The following is a 16762-nucleotide window of genomic DNA, read 5'->3' on the forward strand; positions in this document are numbered from 1 at the left end:
AACCGTCACCCATGTCCCCGAACAAACGTCAACCATCTCTCCGGGACAAACATCTCGCCCGGGATCCATATCCGCTTGCCTTGCTTTCTCATGAAGACCTTCAACCCACCTCTCATACTGGGAGTATGGGTCCCGGGTCTACGCTGCGCTTCACCCGGGATGACATCAAAGCATGAGCAACAGTCTCCCCGGACGGATGGCGTATAAACAGAAGGTTCGTTTTTGACGCTGATTGTCACGCAAGAGCTACCGCAAGTTTTCGCGGATATTCTTTGCGACCTCCATAGCAACCAGCTTGTTTGGTAACGATAGAAAATATGCATCAGCACCAAAAACAGTAATCTGAATCTTGTCTCTAGATACTCTTTTAATACGGGTACTATGTCCCGCTACATTTGCAGAATGATGGTAGCCAATCTCAATGAGTGCATTCCGCCGATCTACTCTTAGTGGATGGTCATGCCACTTCGGAGCAATCCGTTCACCATCAGGTAACTCATAGAAAAAACACTCTTTAGCATCTGAGTCAGGAACATAGTTTATTGTCCCCTCTGCCAAATTAAGCACTCTCTTAGCACATGGTGCAATGCCGCGTTTCTTCATAAGTATCAATAATTTTCTTGTTAGTTCTTCGTTGCTCAAGCTTGGATTCACTTTCACATACGTGGAGTAAGAGGGGCTATTCAGAGCTCTAACAACCGAAGAACAGCCTGCAAATACCAGCGTAAGCATCAAACACACTGTGACAGCGATTGGTTTGTAACCGAGCATCTAGAACTCCTAGTCTTTGCTCCAGAAGTTACACTTGCGACGAATAGCACCATATACTCAGATTAAAGGGTGGTTCAGCGTACTAAAGAAAGATCTTGGGATGCAGCTCCGCCAAAAGGCGCGCGCCCTCTCACTTTCTAAACGCCTGCTTTCTTGGCATGAGAGCCACGATAACATCCCTCCCCGCCCCCCGTGCATGGCTATTATGCGTGGGGGGGATGGTGTTTTTGACGATATTCCCGTATAAGCGCGTCAAAAGGGAGACAAAAACCGCTCAAATTTTAGCGGTGTCCTGGCTGAATAGCTCTTGTCCTTGAGCAGGAAACCTCTTGGTTTCACACGGACTTCACAGTGCGTGCCTAGGATTTGCCCACTACTTTAAAACAGTACCAAGAATCCCATTGGAGGTGCTACTTGCATTCGTCCTCGAAGGCGCACGCGCCCGAAAAGACTGGCTTTACAGCCAATACTATTAAGGTTGAGCTCCTCTCCGGGCTTACCGTTGCTCTTGCTCTGGTTCCAGAAGCTGTTGCATTCGCATTTGTTGCTCAGGTTGAACCGCTTGTAGGTCTGTACGCGGCCTTCATCGTCGGCATTATTACTGCTGTTTTCGGTGGTCGTCCGGGCATGATCTCTGGTGCAACCGGCGCGCTTGCCGTTGTTATGGTCTCACTCGTAGTGACCTACGGCGTGGAATACCTGTTTGCGACCGTTGTGCTGATGGGCATCCTTCAGCTGATCTTCGGCGTTATGCGCTGGGGTAAGTTCATCCGCATGGTGCCGCACCCGGTTATGCTTGGATTTGTGAACGGCCTTGCGATCGTGATCTTTCTTGCGCAAATGGGCCAGTTCCAGACCGTTGATGAAGTGACTGGCACAGCAAGCTGGCTTGCAGGTATGGACCTGACGTTGATGCTTGGTCTTGTTGCATTGACCATGGCTGTGATCTGGTATCTGCCAAAGCTGACCAACGCTATTCCTGCTCCGCTTGCAGCTATTGTTGTTGTTTCTGTGATCGTGATTGGTCTTGGGCTTAACGTTCAGACCGTTGGTGATCTGGCTCCGATTTCTGGTGGCCTGCCTGAATTCCACATCCCTATGGTTCCACTGAACCTTGAGACGCTGCAGATCATCCTGCCATACTCCATTATTCTTGCTGCAATCGGCCTGATTGAAAGCCTTTTGACGCTGAACCTTGTTTCTGAAATGACAGATACACGCGGTGGCGCCTCCAAAGAGTGTCTTGCTCAGGGTGCTGCAAACGTTGTGACTGGCTTCTTCGGCGGCATGGGTGGTTGTGCGATGATTGGTCAGTCCATGATCAACGTGAAATCCGGTGGCCGGACACGCCTTGCAGGTATTGCTGCAGCGCTGTTTTTGCTGAGCTTCATTCTGTTTGCGTCTTCACTGATTGAGCAGATCCCGCTGGCAGCTTTGGTTGGTGTGATGTTCATGGTGGTGATTGGTACCTTTGCGTGGAACACCTTCAAGATCCTGCACAAGATTCCACGGACTGATGCGATTGTTATTGCGCTGGTGACTGGTGTGACTGTGTATTCTGACCTTGCTGTTGCTGTTGTGGTTGGCGTGATTGTTTCTGCGCTTGCTTATGCATGGAACGCATCCAAACGTATTGATGCACACACAACAACCAACTCTGAAGGCCAGAAAATCTACAAGCTTGAAGGCCCGCTGTTCTTTGGCTCTGCTGCTGGTTTCCAAGAGATCTTTGATCCTCAGTCTGACCCGGATGATGTGATTGTTGACTTCATCAATTCCCGCGTGGTGGACCATTCCGGTTTGCAGGCAATTGATGCACTGGCAACGCGCTATGAGCAGGTTGGCAAGACCTTGCATCTGCGTCACTTATCTCCGGATTGTAAAGACCTGCTGCACAAAGCTGGCAGCATGGTTGAGGTCGCTGTTCTGGAAGATCCGCATTACGGCATTGCAGTTGATTATGATGCAGAGATGCAAGAGACCAAGCCAGCCACAAGCTGATGCAGGTTTCCTAAGCTGATACAGAAAAGGCGGAGCACGATGGCTCCGCCTTTTTTATTCGCTCAAGCGGTTTGGCTTATCCGCGCTGGCCTTGTCCCTTGCTGTAACCATGACCGTGGCCACCTTTGCGGTCCTTCTGGCCTTTGCGCCAGTCTTTCTTCATCTTCGTGAAGTCTGCGGAGGTGATGACGCCGTCATTGTTCCGGTCCATGCGTTTCATCATCTGAGCAGTTGGTGCAAAGAACTCTTCCTGTGTGACTTTCAGGTCGCCGTTAGCATCCAGACGCTGGAAGGAACGAACGTACATTGGCTCTTTGAATTCAGCTGCGATGGTTCTGAAACCAGCCAGATCAACCGGGCCATTTGCGAAGAGCTGGTCAGCGAGTTTGCTCAGTTCATCCTTGGAGATCTGGCCGTTCTTGTCCAGATCAACCTTGGCGAACATTGCGCCCATCATTTCGCCGCGCATGCCTTTGCCGCCATGCTTGCCAAAGCTCATCATGCCCTGATCGCGAGGGCCATCACCCCAGCCACCTTTGCCTTGTTTGCCGTCGGCTTGCTTACCGTCGCGAGGGCCTTTCTGCCAGCCGTCCTTGCCTTGTTTGCCATCACGTGGGCCGTCGCCCCAGCTGCCTTTGCCGCCCTTGCCGTCCTGCATCTTGGCCATACGGTCGCCCATGCGCTTTTTCATCTTGTCCATGCGCGCTGTCATGCGTTCTGCCTGATCAAGGAACTCTTCGCGGGTCACCTGACCGTCGCCGTTGCTGTCAAAGCGCTGGAAGATGCGGACTGAACGGTCCTTGCTGCGCTCGGATGAACGATCTGCTGCAAAGACTTTCCATTCTTCCAGAGTGATTGCGCCGTCACCAGCTGTGTCTGCTTTTGCAAAGTCTGCTTTGCGTTTTGCTTCAATCTCAGCAGTGGTGACTGAGCCGTCCTTGTTTGCGTCAAAATTTGTAAAAAACTGGGAAGACATCTTCTTACCAAAGCTTCCGCCAAAACCTGGAGCAGCCATGGCAGGAGACAGAGCGGTACCAGCAATCAATGCAGCTACAGAGCCAGCCATAATCGTTTTGAAATTCATCATGTCGTGTTCTCCTAAAAATCAAAGCCTAAAACGAGGGGAAGGTGTGTGTGAGTGTGCTTCGATAAACAGAAGGTAGGCGCGAACTGTCGCAAAACTACACCAGAAAACACGCTGTTTTGTCACAGTATTTGCCAGAATATCGGGTTGGGACAGTTTGATACATTTTTGGGTCCTGAGAACCTTTCGCAGGCCCCGGGAATACGGCATAAGTTAGGCATCGAATACTATATGGTCTTTCACAGGTAATGGGAGACGAGACTCACAGCGAGGATGCATGTCTCAGAGTACAGCACATATTCTTATCGTCGATGATCATCGGGATATCCGGGAAAGCCTTGCCCGGTATCTGACGAAGAATAATATGCGTACGACCGTGGCAGAAAGTGCAGCTGCTGCACGTAAGACTCTGAGAAACTCCTCCATTGATCTTGTAGTGCTGGACATCATGATGCCGGGTGAAGACGGTTTGTCACTCTGCCGGCATCTGGTGGAGACCAATCAGGCCCCTGTGATCCTGCTGACAGCGATGGCTGAAGATACAGACCGCGTTGTGGGCCTAGAGATTGGTGCAGATGATTATGTGACCAAGCCCTTCAATCCGCGTGAGCTGCTGGCTCGCATCCGCGCTGTGCTGCGCCGTGCCACCAGTGTTCCGCGGGAACGTGACCCCATCGATACAGAAAAACTGGCGTTTAACGGCTGGGTTCTGGATACTGCACGGCGAGAACTGATTGATCCGGAAGATGTGAGCGTGCCTCTGTCCTCCGGTGAGTTTCAGTTGCTGCTGGCGTTTTTGAAGCGGCCCCGTGTGGTGCTGTCACGCGAGCAACTGCTAGATCTGACCTCTGGTCGGTCACTGGGAGTGTTTGACCGGTCTATCGACAATCAGGTTTCCCGCTTGCGCCGGAAAATCGAGATTGATCCCAAAAATCCGGAGTTGATCAAAACTGTCTGGGGGGGCGGTTACACCTTTACCGGTGAAGTCAAAGAAGTCACCCAATGAAGTTTCTCAGATACCTGATCCCCCGCCGTCTTGCCCCCCAGCTCATCTTGCTGCTGCTGGCTGCGCTCATCTTTTCGCAGGTCGTCAGCTTTGTTCTGCTTGGGCGAGAGCGTCAGGTTGCGCTTGCCAATCTTGCCCGCGACAATGCCTTGTGGCGCACTGCCAATGTGGTGAAGCTGCTGGAAGCCACGCCGCCGCGCTTGCAGAAGCAGGTTTTGCGTACGGTCTCTAACACACGCACGCGCTTTTCGATTGGAGACACTCCGGTCGTCGCCGAAACCGGTGGTGATGAAAGCATGGAGGCTCGGCTTGCTGACTACCTGAAGCGCAAGCTGGATCATGACCGACAAGCCCGTGTTGCCGTTATCTACAATGAGCGTTTTCAAGAAGAGAAGTGGCGTGAGCGATCCTCTCCGCCTCCAGAAGGACGTGAGCGATCTTCTCATGGTTCCATGCAGGCGATGCATGACCGCCGCGATGATTATTTCAAAAAATACCGCTGGTTTTCTCTCAAGGGCGTCCAGCTCTTTGCTGCCATTGAGCTGAAGAACGGCCAGTGGCTGAACATCGAGAGCAACTTCCGGCTTCCGAAGCCCTCGTTTGTACCGATATTGCTGCCGATCGTCATTATGGCCTTGCTGACCATTTTGATCATCTGGGTCTCTGTGTACCGCCTGACAAAGCCACTTCGAACGCTGGAAGCGGCTGCCAATGATCTTGGCCGTGGTGCCGATGTGAAGCCGCTGAAAGAAGCTGGACCTGCCGAAGTGCAGGCTGTGACGCGCTCGTTCAACCAGATGCAGGAGCGATTGACTCGGTTTATTTCTGACCGTACCCGTATGCTGGCGGCGATCAGCCATGATTTGCGTACCCCGATCACCTCGCTACGTATTCGTGCCGAGTTTATTGATGATGATGAAGACCGGGAGCGCATGATCGCCACGCTGGATGAAATGCAGGCCATGGTGGAGGAAACGCTTGCCTTTACCCGTGAAGATTCAAAGCAGGAAGAGTTGCGTTCTGTCGACCTTGGCGGTTTGCTGGAGAGCATCGCCAATGATCAGGAGGACATGGGCAATCATGTGAGCGTTGAGGCACACAACCGTGTTGTGCTGAAGTGTCGTCCGATGTCTCTTAAACGTGCTTTCCAGAACCTGATTGGCAATGCGATCCGTTATGGCGAGCAGGCTGAGGTTTCGTTCCGAGTTGACGAGGCTCATGCAGAAGTTCGTATTGCAGACAAAGGTCCGGGCATCCCGCAGAACCGCCTTGAAGATGTGTTTGAGCCGTTTGTTCGCCTGGAAGAATCCAGAAATGAAGAAACAGGTGGCATCGGTTTGGGCCTTGCGATCACACGCAGCATCATTCATGCGCAAGGCGGTACAATCCGCCTTGAGAATGGCGAGGAAAACGGCCTTGTCGCAATTGTGAGACTGCCGCTTTAACATCCAACAGGCGCGAGAGATTAAGGCTTCTGTTACCCTAGCAGAACGCCTTCACTCACGTCGTTGCTCTCCGCTTCGTCACTGCTCTGCATAACAACAAAAAGCAGAGCAAATGACAGACCCAACCTCCCCTAAACTCTTGCTGCCAGCACTTGATACAGCATCAAATGCCGGTAACTCCGCCGAAACACTTGCCCAAGATGGCTACAAAGCCGTGGGACGTTATTACTCCCAGTACAGCTGGAAACAGTTGACCAAAGCAGAAGCTTCAGAGCTCTTCGCAGCAGACCTGAACATCTTTGTGGTTTATGAAGACAGCAATAATGCTCCGTCCTTTTTCTCACCCGAAATTGGAATTCAACAGGCGTTACGAGCACTTTATCAAGCAGATGCCGTCATCCATCAGCCAAGGCAAACCGGCATCTATTTTGCTGTCGATTATGATGCATCAAGCTATGACTACACCCATTACATCAGGCCTTATCTGAGAGCGATCAACGATGTTTTTGCTTCCTTTGGCTATCCCTACCATGTGGGCATTTATGGCAATGGTCTCGTCTGTTCCTGTGCCAAAGGTGATGGTCTTGCCAACCTGACATGGCTTTCTCAGTCAACCGGTTACTATGACTATCAGGAATATAAACAATCTGGTGACTGGAACATTCTTCAGGGTCCTTACGTGACAATTGCCGGCACTCAGTACGATCAGGACACACTCAATCTGAACCGAGGCTCTTATGGTGGCTTTGGAAGCTTTGCACCTCCCTCCTGCTCCAAATGAGGGATAAACCTTCCATTGGTTCATCCTTCCAAACCCAGCGTATAACTTCGCTAACCATTGGAACTGGTAGGCTCTCACGGCTTTTCTCTCATGTTCGTCATCACTCTGCATAACAATAAGAAGCAGAGAAGCAATGACTGACGATAAAGGCATCAAGACCGAACCTGCCGTTGATACAGCTGAAGGTGTGGAAGTGCTGGCGAGTGCGATCGCCAAAAAAGGGTATAAGGCCGTTGGGCGTTACTACTCTTTTTCCAAGTGGAAGCAATTGCAGCCGACTGAGGCCCAGCAGCTAATTGCTGCGGGCCTTTCCATCATCACTGTTTATGAGGACAGCAATGACAAGCCATCCTCCTTTACGAGTGCTGCAGGAACACAGCAGGCTCAACAGGCGCTGCATCTGGCACAGGATGTAATCAGGCAGCCCAAAGGCTCTGGCATCTACTTTGCCGTTGACTATGACGCGTCCTATTACGACTACGTGCACTACATCACGCCCTACTTCAAGGAAATCCAGTCAGTCTTTGAAAAGGCTGGAACCCCTTACAAGATTGGCGTCTATGGAAATGGATTGGTTGCTGCCAATGCCTTGCAAGACGGGCTAGTTGACCTGACTTGGCTGAGCCAGTCACAAGGTTTCCGCGACTACAAAAAGTTCCGTGATTCCAGAAAATGGAACATCCTGCAAGGACCGGCTGTGAAAATTTCAGGAACTGAGTTTGATAGTGATACGCTCAATCTGACAAACGGCGATTTTGGCGGATTTACGCATCTTACACCGAAGGATGTCAGCTGAATTCTGGCTCATGAAGTGCCAATCAAGCAAACCCTGCGCAATCGTTTGGGACTGCGCAGGGTTTTATTTTTTTAAGCAGAAACGCCGAATTTGGCTTTTGCTTCCAAACGGCGTTTGTGCAGCACTGGTTCGGTGTAACCGCTCGGCTGGACGCGGCCCTTGAACACCAGATCGCAAGCGGCTTGAAAGGCGACGGAGTTGTCGAAGTCTGGTGCCATGTTGTGGTAGGCCGGATCGCCTGCGTTCTGTTCATCCACCACAGCGGCCATACGCTTCATGATCTCCATCACCTGTTCTTTTGAGCAGACACTGTGATGCAGCCAGTTGGCGATGTGCTGAGAAGAGATGCGGCAGGTGGCGCGGTCTTCCATCAATGCCACATTATGAATGTCCAGCACCTTGGAACAACCTGTGCCATGTTCTACCCAGCGGACAACGTAACCAAGGATGCCTTGTGCGTTGTTTTCAACTTCTGACCTGATGTCTTCCGGTGTCCAGTTTGGATTGGTCGCAACCGGAATGGACAGGATGTCATCCAGCTTGGCTGGCTCGCGGCTTGCCAGTTCTTCCTGAACGGCTGGCACACAGACCTGATGGTAATGCATGGCATGCAAAGTTGCTGCGGTTGGAGATGGAACCCAAGCGGTGTTGGCACCCGCTTTTGGATGCCCAATCTTCTGCTCCAGCATAGCGTGCATAAGATCCGGCATGGCCCACATGCCTTTACCGATTTGTGCATGCTCTCTCAGACCGCAGGCAAGACCGGTATCCACGTTGTGGTTCTCATAAGCGTTGATCCATGCTGCTTGCTTCATGTCCGCCTTGCGGATCATCGGGCCAGCTTCCATGGAGGTATGGATTTCATCACCAGTGCGATCAAGGAAACCGGTGTTGATGAAGCAGACACGGGCTTTAGCTGCACGAATGCACTCTTTGAGGTTGACCGTGGTGCGGCGTTCCTCATCCATGATACCCATTTTCAGGGTATTGCGCGGCAGTTCCAGAACATCTTCAACACGGCCAAACAGCTCGTTTGCGAAGGTGACTTCTTCCGGGCCATGCATCTTTGGCTTCACGATGTAGACCGAACCAGACACAGAGTTCATGTTGCGGGCTGTTGCGCCTGTGCGCAGGCCAATGTCATGCACTGCGCAAAGGGCTGTTACCATGGCGTCCATGATGCCTTCAAAGACCTCGTTGCCGTCCTCATCAAGAATTGCCGGGTTGGTCATCAGGTGTCCGACGTTGCGCACCAACATCAGGGAACGCCCTTTCAGAGCAAGTGCATCGCCCTGCGCATCTGTATAGTGGCGGTCTGCATTCAAAGTACGGGTGAAGGTTTTTCCGCCCTTGGCGACTTCTTCCTTCAGATCGCCGTTCATCAAGCCCAGCCAGTTGCGGTAGGCCAGCGCTTTGTCTTCCCCATCCACGGCAGCAACAGAGTCTTCGCAGTCCATGATGGTGGAGATGGCAGATTCCAAAATGATGTCGCTGATACCAGCTTTGTCTGCAGCGCCAATCGGACTGGTGCTGTCAAACAGGACATCAAAGTGCAGGCCGTTTTTCTGCAGCAGGATAGAGGTTGGCGCGTCTTTATCGCCCGCATAGCCAACAAACCCGAGAGGATCCTGAAGGCCAGCCATCTCTTCGTTTTCAAGGGTCAGCGCCAGAGAGCCGCCCATAATGGCAAATTCTTTGACATCAGCCCAACTGCCTTCATCCAGAGGCAGAGCTTCATCCAGTTTTTTGCGTGCGTAGGCGATCACTTCTGCGCCGCGCTTCTCATCGTATCCGCCGGCTTGTGGGGTGGTCCCCATTGCATCGGTACCGTAGAGCGCGTCATACAGGGAGCCCCAGCGCGCATTGGCAGCATTGAGGGCGTAGCGCGCATTCATGACTGGTACAACGAGCTGAGGGCCAGCGATCTCTGCGATTTCCGGGTCTACGTTGTCTGTCTCAACTTCAAAGCTGTCCCCTTCTGGCAGGAGGTAGCCAAGCTCTTTGAGGAATGCCTTGTAGCTCTCAAGATCAATGGTGCCGGGATTGGCTTTATGCCAGTCGTCGATCTTGGTCTGGATGTCTTCACGGATTTGAAGCAGCTCGCGGTTCTTCGGTGTCAGATCCTTGATGATCTGCGAAAAGCCCTCCCAGAACTGTTCGGATGACACTCCGGTTCCCGGAAGCGCTTCGTTTTCGATGAAGTTATGGAGCTCCGGTGAAACCTGTAGTGATGCAACACTTACTCTTTGCGACATGGGTCCCCCTCGTATTGTCATTTTTTAGCAGGATATGCCGTCACTTCCTGCCGCTGAGTTTTTCAGATCAAACCCTTGCAAATTCAATCTCAAGTTACAATGCATCAATTCGTTTCCAGCTCTTTCAAAACACAGGTGATTGAATGGCAAGCTTTGGTCACGCGGTCTAATGCTTTGATTTTGGGTGGATTTGCGTGCATTTCAAGACGGCATGCCAAGCAAAACGGCATACTTGATGAAACCTCTACAGCCCTTGCGGAAATTCACCTTGCATTTGATAGGGGGACGGTGAAGGGTGACAGCTCCTTTTCAGCGGTGCCTCCTGCCCGCTCACCGACGGACTATTTACATGCCTTTTCTCACCCCGCTGTACAGCAGGCCTATGCTGCTTTTGGTGTTGACCACACTCATGTGGAGCGGTAATGCCGTGGCGAGCCAGCTGGCTGTGGGGCATGTTTCGCCTATGGTGATCGTGTTCTTGCGGTGGGGGATTGTGGCTGCGCTCATGAGCCTGATTGCCTGGCGGGATCTTGTCGCCTCCTGGGCGGAAATCCGCCCTCACCTGATCAGCATCGCTTTGATGGCCGCCTTCGGGTTCTCCGGCTTCAATGGCCTGTTCTATCTGGCAGCTCACAACACCACGGCGGTGAATATGGGTATCTTGCAGGGCTCCATTCCGATGATCGTCGTGATTGGGGCTTACTTCCTGTTTGGCGCTCGAGTGACGCTTATCCAATTCATCGGCATTTTGCTGACATTGCTTGGCGTTTTTGTTGTGGCCAGTCAGGGTAGTCTGCAGGTTTTGCTCAATTTGCACATCAACCCGGGTGATGCGCTGATGCTTGTTGCAGCAGTGTTTTATGCTGGATACACGCTGGCTTTGAGAAACCGACCCAAGGTCCCTGCACTCGCCTTTTTTGCGGTGATGGCCTTTGTGGCGTCGCTTGTGTCACTGCCGATGCTGGCGGTTGAGTACAGTCAGGAGACGTTGGTCTGGCCTTCTCTGCAAGGCTGGTTGGTTATTTTATACATCTCTCTTTGCCCATCGTTCCTTGCCCAAATTTTTTATATGCGCGGGGTGGAACTGATTGGCCCCAACCGGGCAGGCGTTTTTGTCAATCTGGTTCCGGTGTTTGCATCGGTGATGGCAATTGTGCTGCTTGGGGAACTGTTTGCGTTTTATCACGGTGCTGCTCTGGCGCTGGTGCTGGGTGGCATCTGGATTGCAGAGAAATTTGCCTGGGAGAAACGGGCCAACAAGGCGAAAGCCTGATCCTTTTGCAACAGACAGGTGCATTACTCACAGACTTCAAAGTCTACCATTTCAGTAGACTTTGTTTTTGTGCTAAGTAACGCGAAAGTGTTGTTGTGTCGTGTTCAGCCAACTGTCAGCCAAACATGCGCGCCTCGTAACTATAAGTTTCAGCGTATCCATTTCGGAAATCCAATTCCACTTTCCGGATATGCGCAGTCGTAGATCCAGAGGTTTTGCAGGCAGTGTCCACCGGTCTATCGCCCTCAGATATTCCCACTTTCGAAACAGCGGGCATCCCCGCACGTTTTGCAGGCCTCATTGAGGCTGCTCTACCTGAAGGTGGTGAGCTGGTTGCTGCGCGGGCAATCACCGCGCCTGCGCCGCACGTGGTGGCTGCAGAGCTGCGGGAGTTTTCCGGTTTTGACAGCAACTTCGGTCTGGTTGCAAAGCGCATGATTGACTGCATCAAGGAAGATCGAGGCGCACCAACGACAAAGATTGCCGCAAGTCTTGCTCTGAAGACAATCTGCCAGATTCTGCTCAACCGGATTTCAGTCAGTTACCTGTTGAGTGGCCGTGCACCCCGCATTGATGAACTACGGTTTGTCCTGCATGGCAAGGCCCCCTGGGTGGAGATATTCTTTGACCCTCGCCTTTCGGAAGAGGATTTCGAACTCAATCCGGATCAGGGTCCTGCGGAGCTGTTTGCGCTATCCATTTGTTTTGAGGAAATCATTCAGGTCTTCCACCGGGAGCTTGGGCGGCGGAAAGTAGCGCCTTCGGTGTTTTATTCCACCGTGGCTGTTTCCATCATATCGCCGTTTCTTGTCTTGCGACGCCATGGTGCAAAACCATCAGATGTGGCGAGCCTGATGCGGGCTTATCTTGCGAGCCTTGGGAAGAAGATCAATGGCGGGATTGTCTGGCGTCAGCGTCAGCAGGAGGGGCTGACAGAGTATGCTCCGCGGCGCAAAGCGTGCTGCCTGAAGTATGTTCTGCCATCCAAACCGCATTTGTGCTCCACCTGCTCGCGAAGCACTGAGACAACCTTCTTTGATGAAGTGGATGGGCCTGCGGGCGGCCATTCCTTGCCGGATGGCCGCTGACCTGCGACTTATTTGGTTGCGGTTTGCTTGCCGATATCTGGCAGGGTCACGATACGGTTTCCACGCAGATCACTGGCACAAATGATGAAGCCCTGCTCTTCCATATGGGTGAGCAGCCAACGGGCTCTGCCCGGTGAGCGGGTGCCATACGCTTTTGCAATGTCCAGGTCTGCCGGGCACGGCTCATCTGCAAAGGCAGCTTTGGCCAGCAGAAGATAGACGCCGCGCATCTCTTCTGGCAGCTGTCCGGCAATCACTTCTGCCTGCTGCCAATCACCTTCTTCGACTTCTTTTTTATCGACACCAGCACGGGCCACGGAAAGAAACTTACGGAACTTGGCAAGATCCTGAGACTTCAACCGATCAATGCGGCAGCGGACCTGAAAATCCTGATAGAGCTGTGAGACCGGTGCAAAGGCAGCTTCAGGGTCTTCAAGGATCTTGGCAATGATCTCCTGATACTGCTGGTTCTTCTCCTCCAGATTGAAGAGGTCCTCCGGCTCGGCTTCAACAACTTCCTTATGCTGTGCCTGCATGTTGCTGGCAGCTGTTTGTGACAGCTGTAGCATAACGTCTTTTGCAGAAGGCGCGGCCACACGGTTGTTGTGTAACACCGGATCATTGTCCGTTGCTGTGAAGATCAGTTCAGCAGCTGTTTCAACTGGCTGGTTCGGCATTGGCATCAGCTTTGGCGAGCCACCCCGGCTGCCCGTGACAACTTCGCCAATCACCACCTTTTGCGGGCGGCGGGTCATTGCCGGGCCGAGGGAGATGAACTGTCCGCGTTCAAGGTTACGGAACTGTTCTGCCTGACGCCGGTCCATGCCGAGCAAGTCGGAGGCGCGGGCCATGTCAATATCGAGGAAGGTACGGCCCATCAGGAAGTTGGAGGCTTCCGCAGCCACGTTCTTGGCAAGCTTTGCCAGACGCTGGGTTGCGATGATGCCTGCCAGACCACGCTTACGACCACGACACATGAGGTTGGTCATGGCCATCAGGGAAAGACGGCGAGCTTCTTCGCCGTAATCACCAGAGGCGGAAGGTGCAAACAGCTGAGCTTCATCCACGACAACCAAAACCGGATACCAGTACTGGCGGTCAGAATCGAACAGGCCGTTCAGGAAGGCGGCAGCGGCTTTGAGCTGCTTGTCCGGTTCCAGATGTTCTAGGTTAAGAATGACGGAAATGCGGTGCTGGCGCACGCGGGCGGCGATCATGGTGAGTTCGCGATCATTCATGGTCGCCTCAATCACCACATGCCCAAACTCATCTGCCAGCGAGACAAAGTCGCCTTCCGGGTCAATCACCACCTGTTGCACCCATGGTGCGCTTTGCTCCATCAGGCGGCGTAGCAGGTGCGATTTGCCCGAGCCGGAGTTTCCCTGCACGAGTAGTCGCGTTGCAAGCAATTCTTCAAGATCGACAACAGAGGAGGTGCCATTAGGTTTGACACCCATTTCGATGCTGACCGTCATTCAAAATCTCTTGTTGCGCCTCGCAAGAGGCAGGTGATTGACCGGGTATCGGCAATAAACGTTTTTTAAAGTGCGCTGCGGTTCGCTTCTCAGATTTTGACGCTGGCAAGAACCAACGCCTACAAACCCGAAAATGGCATCGACTGCTGCTTGGGAAGTCAGCGCAAAAATCTCCGATTCTAGGGAAAATTGCAAAGCAGCTGTTTCGCTTTCGCGTTCTTTCCCACAGAGCCCAAAGGGTCCTTCAAATCAGAGCAGCTTCTTTTGGGAAGCCGAGAGAGGCAATGCCACATCTGGGCGAGACTGGCAATTGGATATGCCCGATTTCCAAGGGCATGACCTTCAGAATTGAGAATTGCCCAGTAAATGACCAGATTGCAACTTAGTTACAGTTGAGTTTACGAGCTTGGACCTGCATTATGGAAGAGGGTATATATTGGATTAATTGGGGGATTGTCCGCGGATGAGGGAAGAAACCTACGCAGAACGAGTGGTTGACGGCGTCATCCACGTTGTGGGCATTGCGTTTGGAGCTGCTGCGACAACAGCCTTTGTTATGGTCTTGTGGGCAGCGGATGATTACGCCCGGCAAATCAGCATCTACATATATGCGGGTACGCTGTTGGCCATGCTTGTCTGCTCTGCGACCTACAATATTTTGCAGAAAGATAACAAGATTGGCATCCTGCGCCGTCTGGACCATTCTGCAATCTATTTCCTTATTGCCGGTACCTACACTCCCCTATGCCTGATGGTTCTTGGCGGGTGGCTTGGGATTTCCATGCTCGTTGGGATCTGGATTTGTGCGGTGGCAGGTGCGGCCATCAAGATCTTGCACATTACTTCTATGGATAAGCTGGCTGTGCCTATTTATCTGGCGATGGGCTGGGTGAGTTTCTTTGCAATCGTTCCTATTTACAATGAGTTATCCCTGGCAGGCTTCACGCTGCTTGCCACCGGCGGTGGCCTCTATACGGTTGGCACCCTGTTTTACATCTGGAAGAACCTGCCATTCCAAAACGCGATCTGGCACGGTTTTGTGTTGTCAGCAGCGGTCTGTCATTTCGCGATGATCATGGTAGATGTGGCCTTGCCCGGCTTGGCCTGACCCACTCGCTCAAGACCGAGGATGGGGACAGCAGTCCCCTTCCCCAAATCGCCTGGTATCAGACACTGCCCTCAGTCTCAACGACCAGCACACGCGCCTCACCTTGGGGCTGTGCTATATGTTCAGTGCCGATTGAAGCATAGAAAATATCGCCTGTGTTCAATAGAGCGGAGAGTTCCTCGCCGTTTTGGCGATATTTCATCTCCACGCATCCAGACAGTACGACAAACACTTCCTCCCCCTCATTCACATGCCACTTGTAGGGCTGATCTGTCCAATGCAGCCGTGTGGTAATGCCATTCATGTTAGCAATCTGCTGCGCACCCCAGGCTTTGTCTGCCGTAAAGTCAGAGCTTCTGATCACTGTCGCCATTGCGCTGTTCCCTCGTAAAACCATCCAGAAATATCCGCTGATCCTATTGATTTTAAGGGTTTAATATTTAACAGTGTAGTTTCAAATTCCGCCAATGTGACCTAGCTTTGTGCCAGTGGCCTTGGGCTTTGCGTAGATCCCTTTTGCTTTTCACATTTGGTTTTTCTCATAGCATTTTTTATTTTCGGAGTTCTTCATGACAGATACTGCCTCCAACCTGGTTCCGATTTTTGACGGCCATAACGATACGCTGCTCTCGTTGGAGCGTCGGTCGAATACTCCCAAGGAACGCAGTTTCTTTGAGGAGGCTGGTCACGATCACATCGATCTGCCACGCGCCCACAAAGGCGGTTTTGCTGGTGGGCTGTTTGCCATGTTTACCCCTTCTGTGCGAGCCAAACCGAAGGAAGGTAAAGAGGTTGACTTCAAAAGCCCTGAACATTTCAAAGGCGTGTCCCAACAGGAAGCGCTGGATTATACTCTGAAGCTTCTTGATATTGCAGAGGACCTTGAAGCCAAGGGGAATGGCGAGGTGAAGATCTGCCGTTCGACTGCTGCAATCAAGGAGGCAATGGCGGCTGAGCAACTGGCGATGATGCTGCATGTTGAAGGCGCCGAGTGCATCGACAAGGACTTTGAAGCGCTAGAGCTGCTGTATAATCGCGGTTTGCGCTCTATCGGTCCTGTTTGGAGCCGTGAAACTATCTTCGGATATGGCGTGCCGATGGAGTTTGAGCATAGCCCAGACATTGGTCCGGGTCTTACTGATGTTGGTAAAGAGCTGGTGCGCCAGTGTAATCAACGTAAGATCCAGCTGGACGTGTCTCACTTGAATGAGAAAGGCTTTTGGGATCTGGCCAAGATCACCGACAAGCCGATCGTGGCGAGCCATTCCAACGTGTTCAAGATCTGTCCGATGAGCCGGAACCTGACAGATAAGCAACTTGATGCGATTGCTGAATCTAAAGGACTGGTGGGTATCAACTTTGCGGTCTTCTTCCTGCGTCCTGATGGTCAGCTGAACTCTGACATGCCTTTAGACGTTATCTTGCGCCATGCGGACTATCTGATCAACAAACTGGGTGAAGATGGTGTTGCGCTTGGGTCAGACTATGATGGCTGTCTGGTTGCCAACGACATCAAGGATGTGGCTGGTTTGCCAAACCTGATCGAAGCCTTCCGCAAAGCAGACTTTGGTGAGGACCTGATCGCCAAGATCGCGCATAAGAACTGGATCAGCGTTTTGGAGCGAGCGGGGATTTAATTCCCCTTCCCTTCCGCGAAGATGTGAAAAATGGGTTGGCAT

General features: G+C 52.3%; 14 protein-coding genes. 9 read left to right on the top strand and 5 right to left on the bottom strand.

Annotated elements, in window-relative coordinates; genetic code table 11:
• Positions 1-246 precede the first annotated feature (246 nt).
• Positions 247-771 carry a hypothetical protein gene (locus PsW64_RS23355; protein WP_063305171.1) on the bottom strand — a complete coding sequence of 175 codons (525 nt, stop codon included), beginning with the start codon at positions 769-771 and terminating at the stop codon, positions 247-249.
• 414 nt (positions 772-1185) lie between these two features.
• On the opposite strand from PsW64_RS23355, the gene PsW64_RS23360 reads away from it, so the two are divergent.
• Positions 1186-2772: a SulP family inorganic anion transporter gene (locus PsW64_RS23360; RefSeq protein ID WP_057462768.1), complete on the top strand. Its 1587-nt coding sequence runs from the start codon at positions 1186-1188 to the stop codon at positions 2770-2772.
• A 76-nt stretch (positions 2773-2848) separates the two neighbouring features.
• Here the strand turns inward: PsW64_RS23360 and PsW64_RS23365 are convergent, their stop codons facing one another.
• Positions 2849-3859: an EF-hand domain-containing protein gene (locus PsW64_RS23365; protein WP_063305172.1), complete on the bottom strand. Its 1011-nt coding sequence runs from the start codon at positions 3857-3859 to the stop codon at positions 2849-2851.
• Between the two features lie 274 nt (positions 3860-4133).
• Here PsW64_RS23365 and PsW64_RS23370 point away from each other — a divergent pair, with 274 nt between their 5' ends.
• From PsW64_RS23370 to PsW64_RS23385, 4 genes are all read left to right on the top strand, one after another.
• Positions 4134-4862 (top strand): response regulator, encoded by a 729-nt coding sequence (locus PsW64_RS23370; protein ID WP_057462770.1) that lies wholly within the window; start codon positions 4134-4136, stop codon positions 4860-4862.
• Complete coding sequence (locus tag PsW64_RS23375; RefSeq protein WP_063305173.1) at positions 4859-6307, top strand: ATP-binding protein; 1449 nt, start codon at positions 4859-4861, stop codon at positions 6305-6307. Before PsW64_RS23370 ends, PsW64_RS23375 begins: the two co-directional genes overlap by 4 nt.
• 112 nt (positions 6308-6419) lie before the next feature.
• A complete protein-coding gene (locus PsW64_RS23380; RefSeq protein ID WP_063305174.1) occupies positions 6420-7088 on the top strand; it encodes a DUF1906 domain-containing protein in 669 nt (222 codons plus the stop codon).
• A gap of 133 nt (positions 7089-7221) precedes the next feature.
• Entirely contained in the window at positions 7222-7884 is a 663-nt protein-coding gene (locus PsW64_RS23385) for a DUF1906 domain-containing protein (RefSeq protein WP_063305175.1), read from the top strand.
• A 71-nt stretch (positions 7885-7955) separates the two neighbouring features.
• Here PsW64_RS23385 and PsW64_RS23390 read toward each other — a convergent pair whose 3' ends face one another.
• On the bottom strand, positions 7956-10139 hold the full coding sequence (locus PsW64_RS23390; protein WP_063305176.1) for a malate synthase G: 2184 nt from the start codon (positions 10137-10139) through the stop codon (positions 7956-7958).
• Positions 10140-10521: 382 nt separating this feature from the next.
• Between PsW64_RS23390 and PsW64_RS23400 the strand changes: the two genes are divergently transcribed.
• Both PsW64_RS23400 and PsW64_RS23405 read left to right on the top strand, forming a co-directional pair.
• Positions 10522-11412 (top strand): DMT family transporter, encoded by an 891-nt coding sequence (locus PsW64_RS23400; RefSeq protein WP_063305177.1) that lies wholly within the window; start codon positions 10522-10524, stop codon positions 11410-11412.
• Between the two features lie 224 nt (positions 11413-11636).
• Positions 11637-12500, top strand: coding sequence for a hypothetical protein (locus PsW64_RS23405; RefSeq protein ID WP_063305178.1), 864 nt, complete (start codon positions 11637-11639; stop codon positions 12498-12500).
• A gap of 8 nt (positions 12501-12508) precedes the next feature.
• Here PsW64_RS23405 and PsW64_RS23410 read toward each other — a convergent pair whose 3' ends face one another.
• Positions 12509-13975, bottom strand: coding sequence for an ATP-binding protein (locus tag PsW64_RS23410; protein WP_057462776.1), 1467 nt, complete (start codon positions 13973-13975; stop codon positions 12509-12511).
• A gap of 463 nt (positions 13976-14438) precedes the next feature.
• Here PsW64_RS23410 and trhA point away from each other — a divergent pair, with 463 nt between their 5' ends.
• A complete protein-coding gene (gene trhA, locus PsW64_RS23415) occupies positions 14439-15083 on the top strand; it encodes a PAQR family membrane homeostasis protein TrhA (RefSeq protein WP_063305179.1) in 645 nt (214 codons plus the stop codon).
• 58 nt (positions 15084-15141) lie between these two features.
• Here the strand turns inward: trhA and PsW64_RS23420 are convergent, their stop codons facing one another.
• A complete protein-coding gene (locus PsW64_RS23420; protein WP_063288133.1) occupies positions 15142-15456 on the bottom strand; it encodes a hypothetical protein in 315 nt (104 codons plus the stop codon).
• A gap of 196 nt (positions 15457-15652) precedes the next feature.
• Here PsW64_RS23420 and PsW64_RS23425 point away from each other — a divergent pair, with 196 nt between their 5' ends.
• Entirely contained in the window at positions 15653-16720 is a 1068-nt protein-coding gene (locus tag PsW64_RS23425; RefSeq protein ID WP_063305180.1) for a dipeptidase, read from the top strand.
• The last annotated feature ends 42 nt before the right edge of the window (positions 16721-16762 follow it).

Origin of the sequence: Pseudovibrio sp. W64 (genome assembly GCF_001623145.1) — a bacterium.
Classification (GTDB): domain Bacteria; phylum Pseudomonadota; class Alphaproteobacteria; order Rhizobiales; family Stappiaceae; genus Pseudovibrio.